Here is a 17,676-nt window from a genome sequence, read left to right on the forward strand (position 1 = left end):
TTTGCTTCTCTATTTACGCACGCGGTCCACGAGAACAGCGCCCAGAATGACGAGGCCGAGGACGATTTTCTGCGTGTTGCTTTCGACGTTGGTGAGGTTCATGCCGTTCTGGATGACGGCGATGATGAAGGCGCCGATGAGGGTGCCGGGCATGGTGCCGCGGCCGCCGCTGAGGCTGGTGCCGCCCACCACGACGGCGGCGATGACATAGAGCTCATACATCTGGCCATAGGTGGGGGAGCCGCTTTTCAGCAGGGAGGCGGTGACCACCCCGCCGAGGCCGGCGAGCAGGCCGCTGAGCAGATAGGCGATGAGGATGACGCGCTGCACGGGAACGCCGGAGATGTGCGCGGCCTCCACATTGCCGCCCACGGCATAGAGATTTCTGCCCAGGCGCGTCTGCGTCATGAGGATGTGCGCGGCGAGGTACAACAGCAGCATGAGCACCACGGCGTTTGGCAGGCCGAGAAAGTCCGCACCACGCCCCAGCCAGACGAAGGAATCCGGCACCTGATAGACGGACTGATTTTCCGCCAGGCGGTAGGCCAGGCCGCTGCCCACCAGCATCATCGCCAGCGTGACGATGAAGGGCGGCATGCGCAGGCGTGTGATAAAGGCTCCTGAAACGAGGCCGCAGGCGCCGCACAGGGCGATGCCGGCAAGCGAGGCGGCAAACATGGCGCCGGCTCCAGCCTTCACGCCACCGCCGTAGTCGCGCACCACCATCGTGGTGACGACCGCCGAGAGGGCGATGAGGCTGCCAACGCTGAGGTCAATGCCGGCGGTGATGATGACCAGCGTCATGCCGATGGCGAGAATGGCGATGACGGCGATCTGGTTGGCGATGTTGAGCAGGTTGTCGCTCTTGAGGAAGACCGGCCATGCATGCGGGCGGGGCTGCACCACGCGGGTGTCTTTCAGCGCGGGGAAGTCATGCGCCAGATCGCTGAAGACGAGCCAGGAGGCGGTGGCCCTGTTGCAGGCGATGACATCCACACCGCCGGAGGCTGCGGCATGGACGAGCGCGGCGCGGGCGTCCTTGGGCTCGCCTTTGAGAATCTCAGCGCGCGCGCCGAGCTCGGCCTGCAGGGCGGCGGCGAAGTCGCTGTCGGCGGCGGAAGGCCGCACGACGATGAGCACTTTTGCCTGCGGCGGGATCTGGCCGGCCACGTCCTTGGCCGCGGCGGCGTTCTGCGGATTCTGCTGCGTCCAGGTGGCGATGCTGAAAAAGACACAGAGCAGCAGCAGCGCGAAGAGCATGCCGGAGCCGGCGAGGTGATGGCGGATGAAGGCGGGTAGGCGGCTCATGCGGAGAGAGAACGATCATGCGGGACGGAAAAACACAGTTCAAGGCCGGAGACGTTCGAGATTGACCACCGGCTTCGCCTTCGAGTAGCGTGGGGCACGCTATGAAAACGAACATCTTCTCCCTCATCGTCCTGCTGCTGGCCGCCACCTTTGCCCGGGCCGACTGGGTTCTCGTACAACGAACTGAAACCGCCGGAAAGGAAAATCTGGTGACCACGAAAATCAAAGGGGAGCAGGCACGGGTGGACATGGGGGACAAGATGACCGTCATCGTGGGCGCGGAAGGCATGACGATGCTGATGCACGCCCAGAAAGCGATGATGAAGATGGACCTGGCCACCATGAAAGCGATCCTGGAAAAAGCCGCGCAGAGCTCCGCCGGGCAGCCGGTGGCCAAACCGGTGGCGACCGGGCAGAAAGAGAAAGTCGGCGACTGGGACACGGAGATCTACACCTGGGAAGGGCCGATGGGCAAAGGCCGCTTCTGGGTGGCGAAGGACTTTCCGAAGCACAAGGAGATCAGCGCCATCAGCGACAAGCTCGGCAAGGTGGTGGGCGGCGCGGTGTCCGGCCTCTCGCCGCAGGCCTCAGACTTTGACGGCATGGTGGTGAAGTCCGAGGTGAGCATGATGAGCAAGAGCGTGAGCTCACAACTGGTCTCCGCCAAAGAGGAGACGGTGGACGCCAAGGAGTTCGTGGCGCCGGCGGACTACAACGAAATGAAGATGCCCGGCGCCGGGAAGTGACCTACGGTGTCAGCACACAAGCATAGGCCGCGGTATTGGCCCCAGGCATGGAGATGACCACGGGCTGCCGCGTGCGGCGCACGGCCATGGCGCCGAGCACAAGCTGGAGGGCGCTGCCGGCGCCCATGCTCTCTCCCAGGACATATTTGGGGCTGAGCACGGCGCTCCAGGGCGTGCCGGTCCAGGCGGCTTCTTCGGCCTGGTCGAGCCTGGCGATGCCGGTGCGATCATTGATGAGCGTGGCGGGGCCGCGGACATGTGCCAGTGTTTGGGCTGCGAGCTCCGGCAGCAGCTCGCAGCGCTCCTGCCAGGAGAGATAGGCCAGCGGACCGATGACCTCACTGACACGCGGGCCGTCTCCCTGTGCGGAGAGCAGCAGGGCGCCGGCGCCCTCGGAGGCGATGAGCTTTGGATGATAATAGGTGAGCGCCTCGGCACTGAGCCAGTCGCACTCTTCCGCGGCGATGAGCAGGCACTCTTCCACAACGCCGCTGCTGATCCAGAACGCGGCGGTGTTGAGCGCTTCCAGAACGGAGTTGGGGCTGCCCACCAGCGTGCTCACCGCGCCATCCACGCCGAGGGAGGAGGCGAGGTGGGAGGCGGGCGCGTTGAAGACGGTCTCCGGAAAGATCAGCGGGCTGGCCTGGGCGGGGTTTTGCAGCACCTCATGGTAAAAGCGGCCGGTGTAGTTCACGCAGCCGTTCATCATGACGAAGAGGATGCCGAGCCTGGCTGGCGGAGCCGCGGGATCGTGCCCGCCGTCTGCCAGGGCCTCCAGCGCCGCGGCCACGGAGTAGCGGGTGATGGCGCTGGAGCGGCGCAGGCGCGGGTGGCGCGCGATTTTTTCAGGCGGCGTGGCGGGGGCAAAGCGTGAGTCGCAGGGCCAGGCGCGCACATCGCCGGGCCGCGCGCAGGGGGTGGCGGGCAGCGGCGTGCCGGTCAGCACGGCCTCATGCATGGCTGCGGCGGTCCAGCCGGCGGAGCTCACCGCGCCGACGCCACGGATCCGGACCGGGGCCATTTTCATGCGGACCTCCTTTGCAGGACCAGGGTGGCATTGGTGCCGCCGAAGCCGAAGGAATTCGTCAGCGCATAGTCCAGCGGCGCACGGCGGAACTGGCGCACCAGGTCAAAGCGCACGGCAGGGTCCACCTCGCGCACGTTCAGGCTTGCGGGCAGCCATTGTCCCTGCAGAGCCATGAGGCAGATCACGGCCTCCACCGCGCCCGCGCCGCCGAGCAGGTGGCCCATGGCGGACTTGGTGGAGCTGACAGGAATGCGGCCCACGGCCTCTCCCGCCCATGCGGCGATGGCGGCGGCCTCCGCCACATCATTGAAGGGCGTGCCGGTACCGTGGGAATTGATGTAGCCGATCTGCGCCGGCGAAACACCCGCCTGGGTGCAGGCGGCGGTCATGGTGCGGATGGCGGCCTTGCCCTCGGGATCGGGCTGTGTGAGGTGATGCAGGTCGGTGGCGGTGGCATAGCCGCTGATTTCTCCCAGCGCGGGGCTTTGGCGTGCGTCCTCGGCTTCCAGCAGCATGACGGCGGCGCCCTCGCCCAGAGCGAGGCCGTCGCGCTGCGCATCAAAGGGACGCGGGATGCCGCTGGGCGCCAGAGCGTGGAGGCTGTCGAACCCGGCAAACACCAGCCGTGCCAGCGCATCGTAGCCGCCTGCGAGCACGCGCCTGGCCCGGCCGGAGCGGATCATGTCCGCAGCCCAGCCGATGGCATTGGCCCCGGAGGCGCAGGCATTGGAAACGATGATGATCGGACCGTGCCAGTCATACTCGGCGGCGATGCTGCTCATCTGGCGCTGCGGCTGGTAGTGCTCCGCACGGGAAAGCTGGGAGGGCACGCGGCCTGCATCGTGCTGGGCATGCTCAAAATAGGCTTCTCCCAGAGGCATGGCCCCGGCGGAGGTGCCGATGACCATGGCATCGATGCCCTCCATGTTCTCCCGGCCCGCCTGCGCCAGGGCCTCGCGCACCGCCAGCAGGAGCATGCGGGTGCCGCGGTCGATGTAGGGCTGCTTGTGGGCGGAGATGCGGTGGAAGAGATTTTCCGCAGGGAGGTTCACCACGCCGGCGGTTTTGGCGATGAGTTCACGCGTGTCGAACAGATCCACCGGCCGGAAGGCGGTGCGGTCCGCCGCCATGGATCGTTCGTTCGCCTGCCAGCCCATGCCCAGAGGGGAGATGATCCCCGCTCCGGTGATGGTGATGTTCTGGCCTGGGGGAAAAGTCACTAGGTGAAGTGTGGATGAGATTCGTGGTGCGGAAGGTTGAACTGCCAACGCAAGTGTTCATTCTACGGCACGGCGCTGCACATGGTTTACGCTTCGCCACAAGGACTGCAAATGTTTGGTGAACGCTGGGATCGTATTGTGGCTGAGCGCGGCGCGCAGGCCGCCCTGTATCTGGCTGACGGACGTGCCATCACGTTCCGGGAGCTGGACGCCGAGGCGCGTGCCCTGAAGCCGGGCGGTGATCACGTGCTGGCGCAGGGGGATGTGCCGCAGATCCTGCGCCTGCTGCTGGCGGGTTTTTTGCACGGGGTGCCGGTGCAAATGGTGGAAAAGGACCGCGCGCGCCGCATCCCCGCCTGCCCGCCGCCCGCCGGCACGGCGCTGATCAAGCAGGCCGTGGGCGGCTCCGGCGTGCGGCGCTGCCAGTTTTTCACCTTTGATCAAATCGCCGCCGATGTGGACCGCCTCCACGCGGCGCTGGACCTGGGCGACCGCGGGGTGGGAGTGGCGGCGATCTCCTGCGCGCACTCCTTTGGTCTGACGATGACGGTGCTGCAGACGTTGTTTAATGGCGTGCCGACCTGCCATGCGCCGCAGCCCTTTGCGCAGCCGCTGATGGATGCGATGAAGCACCACCCGCGGGTGTTTCTGCCGGGTGTGCCCGCCCTGTGGAAGTCCTGGCTGATGGGCGATGTGCGCTTTGACAACATCAGCCTGGCGATCTCCGCGGGCTCTCCGCTCACGCTGGGGCTGGAGCGCATGGCGCTGGAGAAACACGGGCTCAAGATTCACAACCTCTACGGTGCTAGCGAATGCGGCGCGGTCTCGTGGGACGAGACGCCCGGGCCGCGCGAAGACGGGCGGGATCTCGGCATCCTCCTGCCCGGTGTGCAGGCGCGCAGGGATGACGCGGGCCGCCTGGTGGTGGCGAGCAGCTCCGTGGGCCTGGGCTATGATGAACCGCTGCCGGGAGAACGATACGGCGCGGGAGTTTTCACCACCTGCGACCAGATCGAGCCGCATGGGGAGCGCCTGTGCTTTGAGCAGAGCGTGGGCGCCGGGATCAATGTGGCGGGACGCAAGCTGAGCCCCGCGGAGATTGCGGAGAAGATCCGGCGTGCGTCCCGGCTGGACGGAGTCCGCATTCACGGTGCGCGGAGCCGTGACCCGGAACGCTGCCAGGACATCGTGGCGGAACTGGACCTGCCGCAGGCGGAGATCGACCCCGCTTTCAAGATCAGGGCCTGCTCGCTGCTCGCGCCGTGGGAGGTGCCCCGCAAATGGATCGGCCGGCCATGACAGCACCCCTCCCATCCAAATCCCTGTGGCGCATCGCCTGCCTTTGCACCCTGCGCTCCAGGCGCTGGGAGCGCTGCTACACCATCATGAAGCTGCGCTCCGACCCCGTGTATGCAGCGGTGACGCAGGAGCTGGCGGGCTCCACCCTGCCGGTGCTGGACATCGGCTGCGGCATCGGTCTGCTGGCGTTTTACCTGAGGGAATCGGGCTATGCAGCACCCATCGTAGGGTTTGACTATGATCCGAAGAAGATCGCCTGCGCGCAGAGCATGGTGGCGCGCAGCGACTACGGCGGCCTGGGCTTCATGACGGGAGATGCGCGCCAGGGGCTGCCCGAGTGCAACGGCCACGCGGTGATTCTGGACATCCTGCAGTTTTTCACCCTGGCTGAGCAGACGGCGCTGCTGAGCACGGTGGCGGCTCACGTGTCGCCTGGGGGCAAGCTCATCATTCGCACCTGCCTGCGGGATGATTCCCGCCGCTTTCGCATCACCGTGGCCGGAGACTGGCTGGCGAAACTGACGTTTTGGATGAAGGGCTCGCCGGTGTGCTATCCGACGCGCGAATTGTTTGAGACCGTGCTCGGCGGCGCAGGTCTGAAGGTGCGGGTGCAGCCCCTGTGGGGTGGCACGCCGTTCAACAACCACCTCATCGTCGCTGAGCGAGCGTAAGGCAGGCCTGCGAGAAGCTCGACACGGAGGAGCGCAGTTCTGAACATTGCATGTCTCGGCTAAAATTTTAGGTATATATGGCTTGAGAATGCTGAAAATGATTTAACGTAACCTCAATCACCCGCTCATATGTCATTTCCATTCCGCTTTGATCTTCGTGTGAAAATGGTCGCTCTCATCCTCCTGAGCCTGACGCGGCTGGGAGCGGAGCCGGCTGAACCGCTGCACAAGGCGGAGGTGAAGCTGATTGTGCCCGGCGAGCTGGCGGGTCCTGCGAGGGAGAAGTTTGAGGCGGCCGGCGGGGAGCCTGAGCTGGAGACGGTGTGTTTTTTTGATACAGCGGATCAGAAGCTGCAGGCGGCCGGCATCATCCTGCGTGCGAGGAAGAAAGGGGACAACGCGGGAGATGCCATCGTGAAGCTGACCTACAAGACGGCGGAGGCGGCTGCGGCGGACGTGATCGATGATGTGAAAGTCGAGGAGGACTGGGTGGACCAGGTGCAGCCGCGTCTCTCACGCACGATCGACCGCGGAAAGCCCCTCAGCGACGATCAGGCGGCTGCTTTGAAAACGGGTGCGCTCAGCGCCAGGGACGCACTCGACGAAGCCCAGCGGGCGCTCGTGGAAAAGAGAGTGAAGGGCCTGAAGTGGGAGGACGTGAAGTGCTACGGTCCCATCGCCGCGCGCATTTGGAAGGACGTGAAGTTTCCCGGCGCGATCACGAAGAAGATGACGGTCGAAGACTGGTCCATGGCGAAAGACGGCGCTGCTGAGGAAAAAATTCTGGAGGTTTCCGCCAAGGGCAAGAAACTGACGGCAAAGGAGCTGGCCGCGTTTGTGAAAGATTTTTTCAGCACGGCCAAAACGCAGAAACTGGGCGAGCCCAGCGGTGAGTCGAAGACCAAGCGCGCGCTTCAGTTTTTCGCGCCGGGCAAATAGCCGGCGAAGACGAGTGAGGCGGGAGGGGTGCCGCAGTGGAGGCCGCTTTCCGCCAGCAGGGAGGTCACGGCCTCGGCCACGCGGATGGCGACGGGGGTGTTTTCGTGGATGAGCACGACAGCGCCTGCTTTCAACCTCCGGGCGATGCGACGGGTGATGGCCGGCAGGTCTGTCTGCACGCCGTCAAAGCCGCGGGCTGTCCACATCATCATCTTCAGGCCCAGGGCCTGGGCGATCAGCGCGGTGAACATGTTGTGATGGCCCGCGGGCGGGCGGAAGAAACGCGGGGCATGGCCGGGGCAGAGGGAGGCCAGCGTCTCCTGACAGGTGGAGATCTCCCACCACATGCGCGCGGGGCGCAGCATCCAGAAGGTGGTGGCGGGGTGAGTTTGTGTGTGGTTGCCGATCTCGTGGCCGCGGGAAATGATCTCGCGCACGAGGTGGGGATGCTGGGCGGCACGATCGCCGATCAGGAAGAACAGCGCCTTGATGCCGTGCTGGTCCAGCAGGTCGAGAATGACGGGCGTGTGCTCAGGGTGCGGACCGTCATCGATGGTGAGGAGCGCCTGGTTTCCAGCGGGCTGCAGGCGTTTGATCATGCGGCCAAACAGGGCGCAGCGCGGCACCAGCGTGGCGAGAGTGATGAGGGTCAGCCCGGTGCAAAACAGCAGCACGGCGGGCAGCAGCCGCCCGTGGCAGAACAGCCAGACCACCACCGGCAGCGGTGCCAGCGCCAGCGCGAAGCGGAGATACGCCTGGCGCAGGCAGCGGGCACGAACGGTGGCATTCATGCGGGGTCGCGGGTGACGAGCCTTTCAAACACAAACCACTGGTCCCAGTGCTGCAAAAGAAAGCGGTGCATGACCGGCAGCCATGCGGCGCCGATCTCGGCGGCCCTGGCCTTGCGCCCGCCGATGTAAAAGGGCTCGCCGATGTCGATGCGGTAGGCGAGGCGGCCGCGGCGGCTGAGAAACACCGGGTAGCAGGGCACGCTGGTCACTTCCGCCAGCACCAGGGGGCCGCGCGGGATCTTGTAGGTGACGCCGTCGATGCCGACATAGGTGGGCGTGACGTCTCCCATCACGCGGTCGCCCTGCACGCAGACCACCTCGCCGGCCATGAGGAGCCGGCACAGCTCCATGCCGAGATGGCCGCCGGGCTCGTTGTAATGAATGTGCAGGTTCGGCTCGCGGCGCTCTTCATCGCGCAGCTCTTCGCCGCGCAGCTCTTGCAGCGAGGCCGATGCCTCCGGCGCGCGGACGGTGTGGATGGGACGGCTGAATTTGCGCGCAAAGAGGCCGGCGCCGATGTCATAGTTCCCCGAGTGGACGGTGAAGATGAGCGCGCCGCCCTCGTGCTTTTGCAGCACGTCAAAGCCTTCCTTGCCGTTGATCTCCCAGTCGATCTCGCGCTGGAAATGCAGGTGCCACAACCTGTCCAGATAGGTGAAGGCGAACTGCAGGAAGACCTGGTAGCCCGCCCACGAGCTGGCGCCCCGACCAGGAATCAGGGCGCTGAGATTGGCGCGCACCGCCTCACGCGGCTCCGCGGCCAGGACATACACCAGAGCCGCCAGCGGATAGGCCATCACGGTGAAGACGGGCGCGGGCAGCCAGCGCATGAAAAAGAGGATCACTCGTGTCCAGACCGCGTCATGCAGGCCCATGCGCGGGGGAGGGGTGTGCGCATTTGGCTCGTGGGTTGCAGAATCAGCGGGCGGCATTATTTAAAGGCGTATCACGGAAGGGGTGAGACGTTCTGTTTCGACTGTCACACCGCCTCCGACAACTGACTTTTTCACCACTTGCATGCATGGCCTCTTTTAGCACGGATTATGATGTGGTCATCATGGGCGGCGCATTTTCCGGCGCGGCGGCGGGGATGCTGCTCAAACGGGAGCATCCGGAGCTGCGCATCCTCATCGTGGAGCGCACCGTGCAGTTTGACCGCAAGGTGGGGGAAAGTACTTCCGAAGTGGCGGGCTGCTTCCTCACCCGAGTCCTGCACCAGGGGAGCCATCTTAGTGCGTTTCATTACCAGAAGCATGGTCTGCGCATGTGGTTTTGCAAGACTCCGCATGACGATGTGGCGGACCTGACCGAGATCGGCCCGCGCTACCAGTCGCGGCTGCCCACCTTCCAGCTTGATCGCGCCATCCTGGACGAACACCTGCTGAAGGAGGCCTGTGACTTCGGCTGTGAACTGATGCGCCCGGCCACCATCAAGACGATCACCCTCTCCGAGGATGAAGCCCCGCACACGCTGGAAATCATGCCGCAGGAGGGCCAGATGCGCACGGTGACCACGCGCTGGCTGATCGATGCCTCCGGCAAGGCGGCCGTGCTGGCGAAAAAGCTGGGGTGCCACCGCGGCATGGAGAGCGAGCACCCCACCTCCTCCATCTGGTGCCGCTTCCGCAATGTGAACGGGCTGGACAGTTTCAAGAGCCGCAAGATGCACCCGAAGCTGATGGAGAACGTGTATCAGCTCCGCACGACGGCGACGAACCACCTGATGGGCCATGGCTGGTGGTGCTGGATCATCCCGCTGTCAGACGGCAGCTACAGTGCCGGCGTCACGTGGGACCGGCGTTTTTTCACGCTGCCGGAGGGGCCGTCCCTGCTGGCCCGCCTGCAGGCGCATCTGATGACGCATCCCATCGGCAGGCTCATGTTTGAAAACGCGGTGCCGGATGCGGACGACACCTTCTACTACAAGAACCTCGCTTACCGCTCGGAGCGCATCGCGGGGAACCGCTGGGTCATGGTGGGGGATGCCGCCGGGTTCATGGACCCTTTGTACAGCCACGGGCTGGACTTCGCGGGCTACACCGTTTCTGCCGCGGCCGACCTGGTGAAAAGGAATCTGATGGGAGAAAACACCCAGGAGATCACGGACTACCTGAACAACGCCTACCCGCGGGCCTGGAGGCTGTGGTTCGAAGCCTTGTACAAGGACAAATATTCCTACATGGGCGATGCGGAGCTGATCAATGCCACGTTTTTGCTCGACCTCTCCTCCTACTTCCTCGGTCCCGTGCGGGGGGTGTATGTGAGTCCGGAGTCGGAGTGGAAGCTCATGCCATATGAGGGGGCGGCGGGCGCTTTTTTTGGCCGGTTCATGGCTTTCTACAACCGCCGCTTTGTGCGCCTGGCGGAGGTGCGCCGGCGCAAGGGCATCTACGGCCGCTGCAACCACGGTCATGTATGGATGCCCCACATGAGTCTCTCTCCAGACACCACCGCCGCCAGGCTCCTGTGGGCGGGGATCAAAATGTGGATCAAGACGGAGATCAGCACCTGGCTGGCCCCCACTCCGGCCACAGCCCCGGAGCCGATGATGAAGGAAAAACCGGTGGAGGCCTGAGGCGGCCTACTTGGGCTCCGCCACAAAAAACATCCCGGCAAAGGTGTTGGAGATGAACTGCGCGCCCGGCTTGGGATCGACGAGCAGGGTGGAGATGTCTCCATCGAGGTAGAGCGCGTCTTCGCAGCCAAGGTGGAGGAAGAAGCGTGAGAGCTGGTGGAAGGTCACGCGGCCTTTCACTCGGTCGTCCCGGTCGCTCATCACGAAGAGGATCTGCCCGTCCTTTTTGCGCACGCCCACGGCATTGCGCAGGCGCTTGTTGGGTGAGTTCTCACGGAAAGCGGGGTGCATGACGCCCTGGCGCAGGAGCAGCGGGCCGGATTGCGTCGCCAGGCGTGGCTTGAGACCGCTTCTGGAATATTCAGCCGCCTCCATCACGCCGGGACCGGTTTTGTCATCCAGGTAAAAGACGCCGTTGGGCTTGAGGAAGAAATTGCCCTCGCCCGCGCCAAGATTCAGCGGCACGAGTTCCTTCCCCGCGCAGATGGTCAGGCCGCAGGGCTCCGGGCCGTGCTGGTAGATGCCGGCGTTCGTGGCAAAGACGATGCGCTGCCCATGGGCGGCGAGCTGCCGGCTCAGGCCGTTGAAATCCAGCAGCGGCCTGCCGTTGTCCCCCAGCCAGGCGAGCTGCAGGCGCGGCCAGTCCGCCTTGTCCACGCGGTAGAGGTGGTAGCGCCCGCCCTCGTATTCCATGGTTTCCGCGCCATGCAGAGAGGCGGCGAGAAGGAGGCAGCCCAGGAGCAGAGACAGGCGGAAAAGCGACATGTGAAAGGATAGCAAGTTGGCGGTGGCGCACAACCATCTTGAACCTGCCTCGTCTTGCCGCATGTTGACCGCCCATGTCCAGCAGTCTCGGCACTCTTTTCCACATCAGCACCTGGGGTGAATCCCACGGCATCGGCGTCGGTGTCGTCATCGACGGCTGCCCGCCGCGCATCCCGCTCACGGTGGAGGACATCCAGGCGGAGCTGGACCGCCGCCGTCCCGGCCAGAGCAAGATCGTCACGCCGCGCAAAGAGGACGACAAGGCGGAGATCCTCTCCGGCGTGCTGGACGGCCTCACGCTCGGTACTCCCATCGGCATCCTGGTGCGCAACACGGACCAGCGCCCTTCGGCTTACACCGAGATGCAGCAGGCCTACCGCCCAAGCCATGCGGATTACACGTATGATGCGAAGTACGGCATCCGCGCCGTGTCCGGTGGCGGACGCTCCAGCGCGCGTGAGACGATTGGGCGTGTGGCGGCAGGTGCCATCGCGCGCAAAGTCCTGCAGCATTCGCTCAGCGGCTACGAATGCCTGGCCTACGTAAAGACGGTGCAGAACATCGAGGCGAAGGTGCCCGCGGCGGCGGAGCTGACCTCCGCGCTGATTGAATCCAACATCGTCCGCACCTGCGACCCCGTGGCTGCGGAGAAGATGATCGAGCTCATCGAGAACATCCGCAGCGAAGGCAACAGCGTGGGCGGCGTGATCGAGTGCGTGGTGCGTGGCGTGCCATCCGGGCTGGGCGAGCCGGTGTTTGACAAGCTGGAGGCCGACCTGGCGAAGGCGATGATGAGCCTGCCCGCGACGAAGGGCTTTGAAATTGGCAGCGGCTTTGCCGGCACCACCATGACCGGCCTGCAGCACAACGACGAGTTTTACATGGAAGACGGCAAAGTGCGCACGCGCACGAACCGCAGCGGTGGCATCCAGGGCGGCATCAGCAACGGCGAGGAGATCGTCTTTCGCGTGGCCTTCAAGCCCACCGCCACCGTGCTGCGGGAGCAGAAGACGGTGACCAACACCGGCGAGGACACCACGCTCTCTGCGCGCGGCCGCCATGACCCCTGCGTGCTGCCCCGTGCCGTGCCCATGGTGGAGGCCATGGTGCATCTGGTGCTGGCAGATCATTTTCTGCGCCAGCGCGCCATGAGGGGCTGAGGTGATGCGCTGGCCCGCCTTTCTCCTTCTCTGCACGACGGCGTGCACGGCAGGCTATGGCGGGCCCCTGCCTGAGATCGCGGTGGGAACCAGCCAGCGCGAGGTGGTGATCCAAGGCCCGCCGAGGGTGCCGGAAGGAGAACTGTTTCGTGCCTTTCTAGTGGGCACCGTCATGGAGGTGGCCGCTGAAGTGGATCCGCAGCCGCAGGCGACTCATCTCTCCGAATCGTGCAGGCTGCAGGTGGAGTCCGCATTCGGCACTCTGCCAGAGCTCGACGGTGTGAAAACAGCCCTGCTCAAGGCCGGCTACGAGCAGTCACCCTACGCACCTCTCGACGACGACTGGGGCAGGCTGTGGCATTTCAAAAAGGGACAGAGGCTCGTGCTCCTGCTGCGCCTCTCCGAAAAGGAGCCGTGTTTCGATCCTGAAGAGCTCATGGTTTTGAATGAACGCACCGCCGCGCTGCCGGACATTCTGCGCCGCCTCGCGCTGACGCCGGACGAAGTGACCGAGGCCGACCTGGCGCTGCTCCGGCAGGCCTCGCCTTTAATATCTCAGCGGTTTCTTGCCGTGACCGGAGACCCTGCGGCGTTTGCGGAGCTGACACGGCTGCGGCGCCACGCGTTGTGGATCATTGCGGGTTTCGTCACGCTGGGTTTGCTCAGCGTTTGGATCGTCCGCAAAGCACAGAGGCGATAGATTTCTGCTTCGTCGATGTATTGGTGAGACCCCAATCTCACCCTTTCTCATGCTGAAGTGCGTCTGCTCCTTTCTCGCCGCTGCCCTGCTTGCTTCGCCACTCCCGCTGCATGGAGCAGATTCGTTGATCGTCGAAGATGGAAGGCCGCTGGCGGAAATTGTCATCGGCGAAAAGCCCGCGCGGATGGCGAAGCTGGCGGCGAAAGAGCTGCAAAGCTATGTGGCAAAAATGTCCGGCGCGACACTGCCGGTGGTCACGGAGCGCACACCTGGGAAGGCCGCGATCTTTGTGGGAATGAGCCGCCACACCCATGCGCTCGGCCTTGCGACAGATACGCTGAAGCATGGTGCCTTCCGGATGGCCTCAGGAGAAGGCTGGCTGGCCCTGCTGGGAGCAGACAAGGACTTTGTGCCCATCGAGCCCTGGGGGCGGAAGCGGGACAAAAACGAAGCCGCCCGCGTGAATGCCGAGTGGGACAAGATCACCAGCGACACCTTTTGGAATGCCGCCAGCGAGCTCTACCAGCGCTATCACGCCGAGCTCGACATCTGGGAAATGGATGACGCAGGCACCTTCAATGCCGTGAATGAATTCCTGCGCGGCCTCGGCTGCCGCTGGTTCGCACCTGGGGAGATCGGCGAGGTGGTGCCGAAGGTGACGACGATTCCGCTGCCGCAGGTGGACCGCACAGTGACGCCCGACTTCGGATTTCGCCGCTTTTCCTACTACACGCAGCACACAGGCATTGGCGACAGGGCTCTTTGGGATCTGCGGCTCGGCCTCAACTTCGGCGCGGAGATCGCAGGTTTCCCACAGATCTGCCACGGGCTGAAGTTTGTGATCATGCGCGATGAGATGAAAAAGGCGCACCCGGAGATGTATCTGCTTCAGGAGGGCAAACGGAGCACTCGCAGCGAAGGCATCCCCAATCTGCTCTCTCCACTGCTGTTTGAAAAACAGGTGAAGCATGTGCGCGCGATGTTTGATCACTTTCGCGAGCCGATGCATAACATCGACCTCGTGGACGGCTACAGCGGCCTGACCTCCGACGATCCCGCGTGGATGGCGCAGCTCACACCGGAGCGCGGCTGGAGCGGTACAATGTCCGACCACGTGTGGGGCTACCTGAATCGTGTGGCTCTGGAGCTGAACCGCAGCCACCCAGACCGGCTCGTCAGCGCCCTGGCCTACGGGGCTTACACGCAGCCGCCGTTGAAGATTAAAAAAATGAGCCCCAACCTCGCGCTCATTGATGTCAGGCATCGGCAGGAGTTCTGGGACGAGGCGAAATGGCAGGAGCGCCGGCAATGGCGCGCCGAATGGCTGAAGAAGCTGCCATCCGGCACGTACATCAGCTGGGACTTCTGCACCAATGCACGCCCGGAGCAGGTCGGACGCCCGGTGATTTACACACAGCAGATCAGCCGTGACCTGCGTGAACTGAAAGGCATCAGCCTCGGAGAGCTGGTGGAGGTTTACGCGCATCCCACGGAGACGGAGAAATCCTTCGGCTACAACGACCTCGCCATCGAGCACCTCAATCTCTACCTCACGGCGCGGCTCTACTGGGATGTGAACCAGGATGTGAATGCGATGCTGGCGGATTATTTCACGAACTACTACGGCCCGGCGGCAGACGCGATGCGGGCGTTTGTGACCCATGCCGAGGCCAATTGGATGCACATGAACACTGATGCCGTGAAGATCGGTGAATCGTTCGACTTGCTCGCCAGGGCAAAGGCCGCCGCGGATCCGGCCACCCTTCCGGGCCGCCGCATTCAGCAGATCATGGACACCATGAAACCTCTGGCAGCCCTGCGCCTGCAGCTCAGCCGCAAGCATGAAACCGACCTCTCCTACCGCGTGCTTGAGACTTCCAACACCGGTGCAAAGCCGCTCGGCAGCAAACCCCTCGACGGCCATGTGGACAAACTCTGGTGGGGGGATGTGCGCATCGCACCGCTGATCAAGCTCCGGCCCGAAGATCCGCAGCCGAAATGCGGCGGCAGCTTTCAGATTCAGCGCGATGGCAGCACCCTGCACATCGGCATCGTCTGCCTGGAGCCGGACATGAAGGGGCTGCAAACCAGCACGACCCAAAACGACGATCCCAAACTGCTGAAGGGCGACCATGTGACCCTTCTGATCGAGACGTCCTCGCGCAGCTACTATGAGATCTCCATCAACCCGGCCGGCGCGGTGTATGATATCGACCACGCCCCTGGCGGCCGCGGACTCGTCTGGACCAGCGGCGCCAAGATCGCCGTGCATCGTGGTTCGGACCGCTGGAGCATCGAGATGAGGCTTCCGATCGTTGGCGATGATGCTTTTGTCCTGGATCCCAACACGGGCATTGATGGCTCCCGGCCCAAGGAACTCTTCCCATGGTACTTCAATCTCGGCCGCAGCCGTGTGCGCGACGGCAAGGTGGAGCGCACGGCCTTCTCTCCCACCGGCAAGAGTGACCTCCACGTGCCCGAAAAGCTCGCAAAACTCTGGGGGCGGTAAAGAATCCGCCACAAATTTGCCGTGAGATGCGCCGGATTGGCTGCGTTCGGAATGGATGCGTCCCACCTTTTTCTGCCTCCTCGCCCTCGGATTGATTTCCACCGCCTCCGCCCAGCAAACCAAGTGGTACAAGGGCAACACGCACACGCATTCGCTGTGGAGCGATGGCAATGACTTTCCGGAGATGATCACGGACTGGTACAAGCAGCATGGCTATGACTTCCTGGCCATTTCCGACCACAACGTGCTCCAGGCGAAAGAGGTGTGGATGAGCGAGCCCGCCATCGAGAAACGCCGCCGCATCCTGGGCAAGACCACGATGGAAAAATACCGCGCCCGCTTCGGCGATGAATGGGTGACCACGCGCGTGAAGGATGGCGTGACGGAGGTGCGGCTGAAAAAGCTGGAGGAATACCGCCCGAAGTTTGAGGAGCCGGGGAAGTTTCTCATCATCCAGGCGGAGGAGATCAGCGCCGGCATCGGCAAGGTGCCGATTCATCTGAATGCGGTGAATCTGCGGGAGGAGATCGCGCCCATCAAAGACCTCACGAGCATTCAAGAAGTCATGCGGGCCAATTTGAAGATGGTGAATGAGCAGTCCAAACGGCTGGGCGTGCCGATGCTCGCGCATATTAATCATCCGAACTTCCGCTGGGCCTTGTCTGCGGAAGATCTCGCGGCGGTGCTGGAGGAAAACTTTTGGGAGATCTACAACGGCCATCCCACCATCAACTACCCTGGCGATGCCTCCCGCATGGGCCATGAGAAGATCTGGGACGTGGCCAACACGCTGCGCATCACCGAGTTCAAGGCGCCGCCGCTGTATGGCGTGGGCACGGATGACTCCCACCGCTACCATGGCGAAGAAAACGGCCCCGGCCGCGGCTGGGTGATGGTGCGTGCGGCGAGCCTGGATCCCGCCGAGATCGTGAAAGCGATGAAGGCCGGCGACTTCTACGCCTCCTCCGGCGTGACGCTGGACGATGTGAGCTTTAAAGACGGCGAGCTGCGCATCCGCATTCATGCGGAGCCGGGGATCAAGTACACCACGGAGATCCGCGGCACGCTGCCGGGGTTTGATGCCACGACGCGGCCCGCCCCTCCCGTGGAAGGTGACCTGCATCCGCCGCGTCTGCTGTACTCCGATGACATCGGCAAGACCTTTGCCACCGTGGAAGGCACGGAGGTGGTGTGGAAGCCCAGCGGCAAGGAGCTGTACTTCCGCGCGGTGATCACTTCCTCAAAGCCGTATGAGAAGCCTTCCTTCCCCGGCCAGATGCAGATGGCGTGGACGCAGCCGATGGGGTGGAAGAAGTAGTCTTGTTGCGCCGCAACAAGACTCCAGTGGCAGCGCAACTGGACAGCTTCACCGCATCCGCATGCCCTGCATGCGGCCCTGCATGCCTTCAAGCATGGGCGCCATCTCCAGTTTCATGGAGAGAGGGGCTTCTTTGAAGAAGAGGCCCATGTCCTTGGTGAAGGATTTCTCAAACTCCGCCGGGCTCTGGTCCAGAATGATCTGCATCTCGGAGTCTTTCGCAGCCTTCTTTTTCATCTCGCGCTGAATGCCGCCGATGATGCGCCTGCGGTCCTCGGCAGGCAGTTTCTCCAGGCCCTTCATCACCGCCTTGAAGTTTTCCTCCACGGTGCGGTTCACATATTCGCCCTTTTCCTCAACGCTTAGGGACTTGAAAAAGCGGTCCATGGTCTCCAGGCCGTCCTCGCGCATCTCATTGCGCTGGTTGAAGTCGAGCTTGAGCACGGAGTGGATGACCTTGTCGAGGTAGGCCTGGCGCTTTGCCTCGGAGAGGTTTTCGTTCGCATGCCACGGCGCATTCTCCATGAGGGCCAGGGTCTTCTCCGGCGAGAACACATAATCCTCCGTGGACCACATGACCAGGGCCACGCCGGCCCACACGAGGATCAGGAAGGCGGCGGTCTGGAACCAGAAGCGTTGGAGCGGCAT

Annotated in this window: 16 protein-coding genes; 9 read left to right on the forward strand and 7 right to left on the reverse strand. The window is 63.8% G+C overall.

The genetic code is table 11. The features are described from left to right. Window positions 1–9 precede the first annotated feature (9 nt). Entirely contained in the window at window positions 10–1,308 is a 1,299-nt protein-coding gene (locus ACILSQ_RS08095) for an ABC transporter permease (protein WP_395743093.1), read from the reverse strand. Window positions 1,309–1,409: 101 nt separating this feature from the next. On the opposite strand from ACILSQ_RS08095, the gene ACILSQ_RS08100 reads away from it, so the two are divergent. Beyond that, the gene (locus ACILSQ_RS08100; RefSeq protein WP_395743094.1) at window positions 1,410–2,054 is read left to right on the forward strand and encodes a DUF4412 domain-containing protein; all 645 of its coding nucleotides are present in this window, start codon (window positions 1,410–1,412) and stop codon (window positions 2,052–2,054) included. Window position 2,055: 1 nt separating this feature from the next. Here ACILSQ_RS08100 and ACILSQ_RS08105 read toward each other — a convergent pair whose 3' ends face one another. Next, window positions 2,056–3,081: a hypothetical protein gene (locus ACILSQ_RS08105; RefSeq protein ID WP_395743095.1), complete on the reverse strand. Its 1,026-nt coding sequence runs from the start codon at window positions 3,079–3,081 to the stop codon at window positions 2,056–2,058. Beyond that, window positions 3,078–4,301 carry a beta-ketoacyl-[acyl-carrier-protein] synthase family protein gene (locus tag ACILSQ_RS08110; protein WP_395743096.1) on the reverse strand — a complete coding sequence of 408 codons (1,224 nt, stop codon included), beginning with the start codon at window positions 4,299–4,301 and terminating at the stop codon, window positions 3,078–3,080. The genes ACILSQ_RS08105 and ACILSQ_RS08110 overlap by 4 nt, the downstream gene beginning before the upstream one ends. A gap of 36 nt (window positions 4,302–4,337) precedes the next feature. Between ACILSQ_RS08110 and ACILSQ_RS08115 the strand changes: the two genes are divergently transcribed. The 3 genes from ACILSQ_RS08115 to ACILSQ_RS08125 all read left to right on the forward strand — a co-directional run bounded on the left by ACILSQ_RS08115 (window position 4,338) and on the right by ACILSQ_RS08125 (window position 7,210). Further along, a complete protein-coding gene (locus tag ACILSQ_RS08115; RefSeq protein WP_395743097.1) occupies window positions 4,338–5,600 on the forward strand; it encodes an AMP-binding protein in 1,263 nt (420 codons plus the stop codon). Continuing rightward, entirely contained in the window at window positions 5,597–6,271 is a 675-nt protein-coding gene (locus ACILSQ_RS08120) for a class I SAM-dependent methyltransferase (protein ID WP_395743098.1), read from the forward strand. Before ACILSQ_RS08115 ends, ACILSQ_RS08120 begins: the two co-directional genes overlap by 4 nt. A gap of 129 nt (window positions 6,272–6,400) precedes the next feature. Then, on the forward strand, window positions 6,401–7,210 hold the full coding sequence (locus tag ACILSQ_RS08125; RefSeq protein ID WP_395743099.1) for a hypothetical protein: 810 nt from the start codon (window positions 6,401–6,403) through the stop codon (window positions 7,208–7,210). On the opposite strand, the gene ACILSQ_RS08130 is transcribed toward ACILSQ_RS08125, so the two are convergent. Continuing rightward, the gene (locus ACILSQ_RS08130; protein WP_395743100.1) at window positions 7,186–8,001 is read right to left on the reverse strand and encodes a polysaccharide deacetylase family protein; all 816 of its coding nucleotides are present in this window, start codon (window positions 7,999–8,001) and stop codon (window positions 7,186–7,188) included. The two genes, ACILSQ_RS08125 and ACILSQ_RS08130, sit on opposite strands and share 25 nt — an antisense overlap. Then, window positions 7,998–8,876 carry a hypothetical protein gene (locus tag ACILSQ_RS08135; RefSeq protein WP_395743101.1) on the reverse strand — a complete coding sequence of 293 codons (879 nt, stop codon included), beginning with the start codon at window positions 8,874–8,876 and terminating at the stop codon, window positions 7,998–8,000. The genes ACILSQ_RS08130 and ACILSQ_RS08135 overlap by 4 nt, the downstream gene beginning before the upstream one ends. A gap of 146 nt (window positions 8,877–9,022) precedes the next feature. Here ACILSQ_RS08135 and ACILSQ_RS08140 point away from each other — a divergent pair, with 146 nt between their 5' ends. Next, window positions 9,023–10,576 (forward strand): NAD(P)/FAD-dependent oxidoreductase, encoded by a 1,554-nt coding sequence (locus ACILSQ_RS08140; protein ID WP_395743102.1) that lies wholly within the window; start codon window positions 9,023–9,025, stop codon window positions 10,574–10,576. A gap of 6 nt (window positions 10,577–10,582) precedes the next feature. On the opposite strand, the gene ACILSQ_RS08145 is transcribed toward ACILSQ_RS08140, so the two are convergent. After that, on the reverse strand, window positions 10,583–11,341 hold the full coding sequence (locus ACILSQ_RS08145; protein ID WP_395743103.1) for a phosphodiester glycosidase family protein: 759 nt from the start codon (window positions 11,339–11,341) through the stop codon (window positions 10,583–10,585). 74 nt (window positions 11,342–11,415) lie between these two features. On the opposite strand from ACILSQ_RS08145, the gene aroC reads away from it, so the two are divergent. From aroC to ACILSQ_RS08165, 4 genes are read left to right on the forward strand one after another with little or no spacing between them, the layout of a single operon-like run. Then, complete coding sequence (gene aroC, locus ACILSQ_RS08150) at window positions 11,416–12,501, forward strand: chorismate synthase (protein WP_395743104.1); 1,086 nt, start codon at window positions 11,416–11,418, stop codon at window positions 12,499–12,501. Between the two features lie 4 nt (window positions 12,502–12,505). Beyond that, window positions 12,506–13,201: a hypothetical protein gene (locus ACILSQ_RS08155; protein WP_395743105.1), complete on the forward strand. Its 696-nt coding sequence runs from the start codon at window positions 12,506–12,508 to the stop codon at window positions 13,199–13,201. Between the two features lie 49 nt (window positions 13,202–13,250). Further along, window positions 13,251–15,710 carry a DUF4838 domain-containing protein gene (locus tag ACILSQ_RS08160; protein WP_395743106.1) on the forward strand — a complete coding sequence of 820 codons (2,460 nt, stop codon included), beginning with the start codon at window positions 13,251–13,253 and terminating at the stop codon, window positions 15,708–15,710. Between the two features lie 55 nt (window positions 15,711–15,765). Further along, the gene (locus ACILSQ_RS08165) at window positions 15,766–17,028 is read left to right on the forward strand and encodes a PHP domain-containing protein (RefSeq protein ID WP_395743107.1); all 1,263 of its coding nucleotides are present in this window, start codon (window positions 15,766–15,768) and stop codon (window positions 17,026–17,028) included. Between the two features lie 48 nt (window positions 17,029–17,076). On the opposite strand, the gene ACILSQ_RS08170 is transcribed toward ACILSQ_RS08165, so the two are convergent. Then, window positions 17,077–17,676, reverse strand: a complete 600-nt coding sequence (locus ACILSQ_RS08170) for a hypothetical protein (RefSeq protein WP_395743108.1) — start codon at window positions 17,674–17,676, stop codon at window positions 17,077–17,079.

It is taken from the genome of Prosthecobacter sp. (assembly GCF_044227185.1).
Taxonomy (GTDB): domain Bacteria; phylum Verrucomicrobiota; class Verrucomicrobiia; order Verrucomicrobiales; family Verrucomicrobiaceae; genus Prosthecobacter.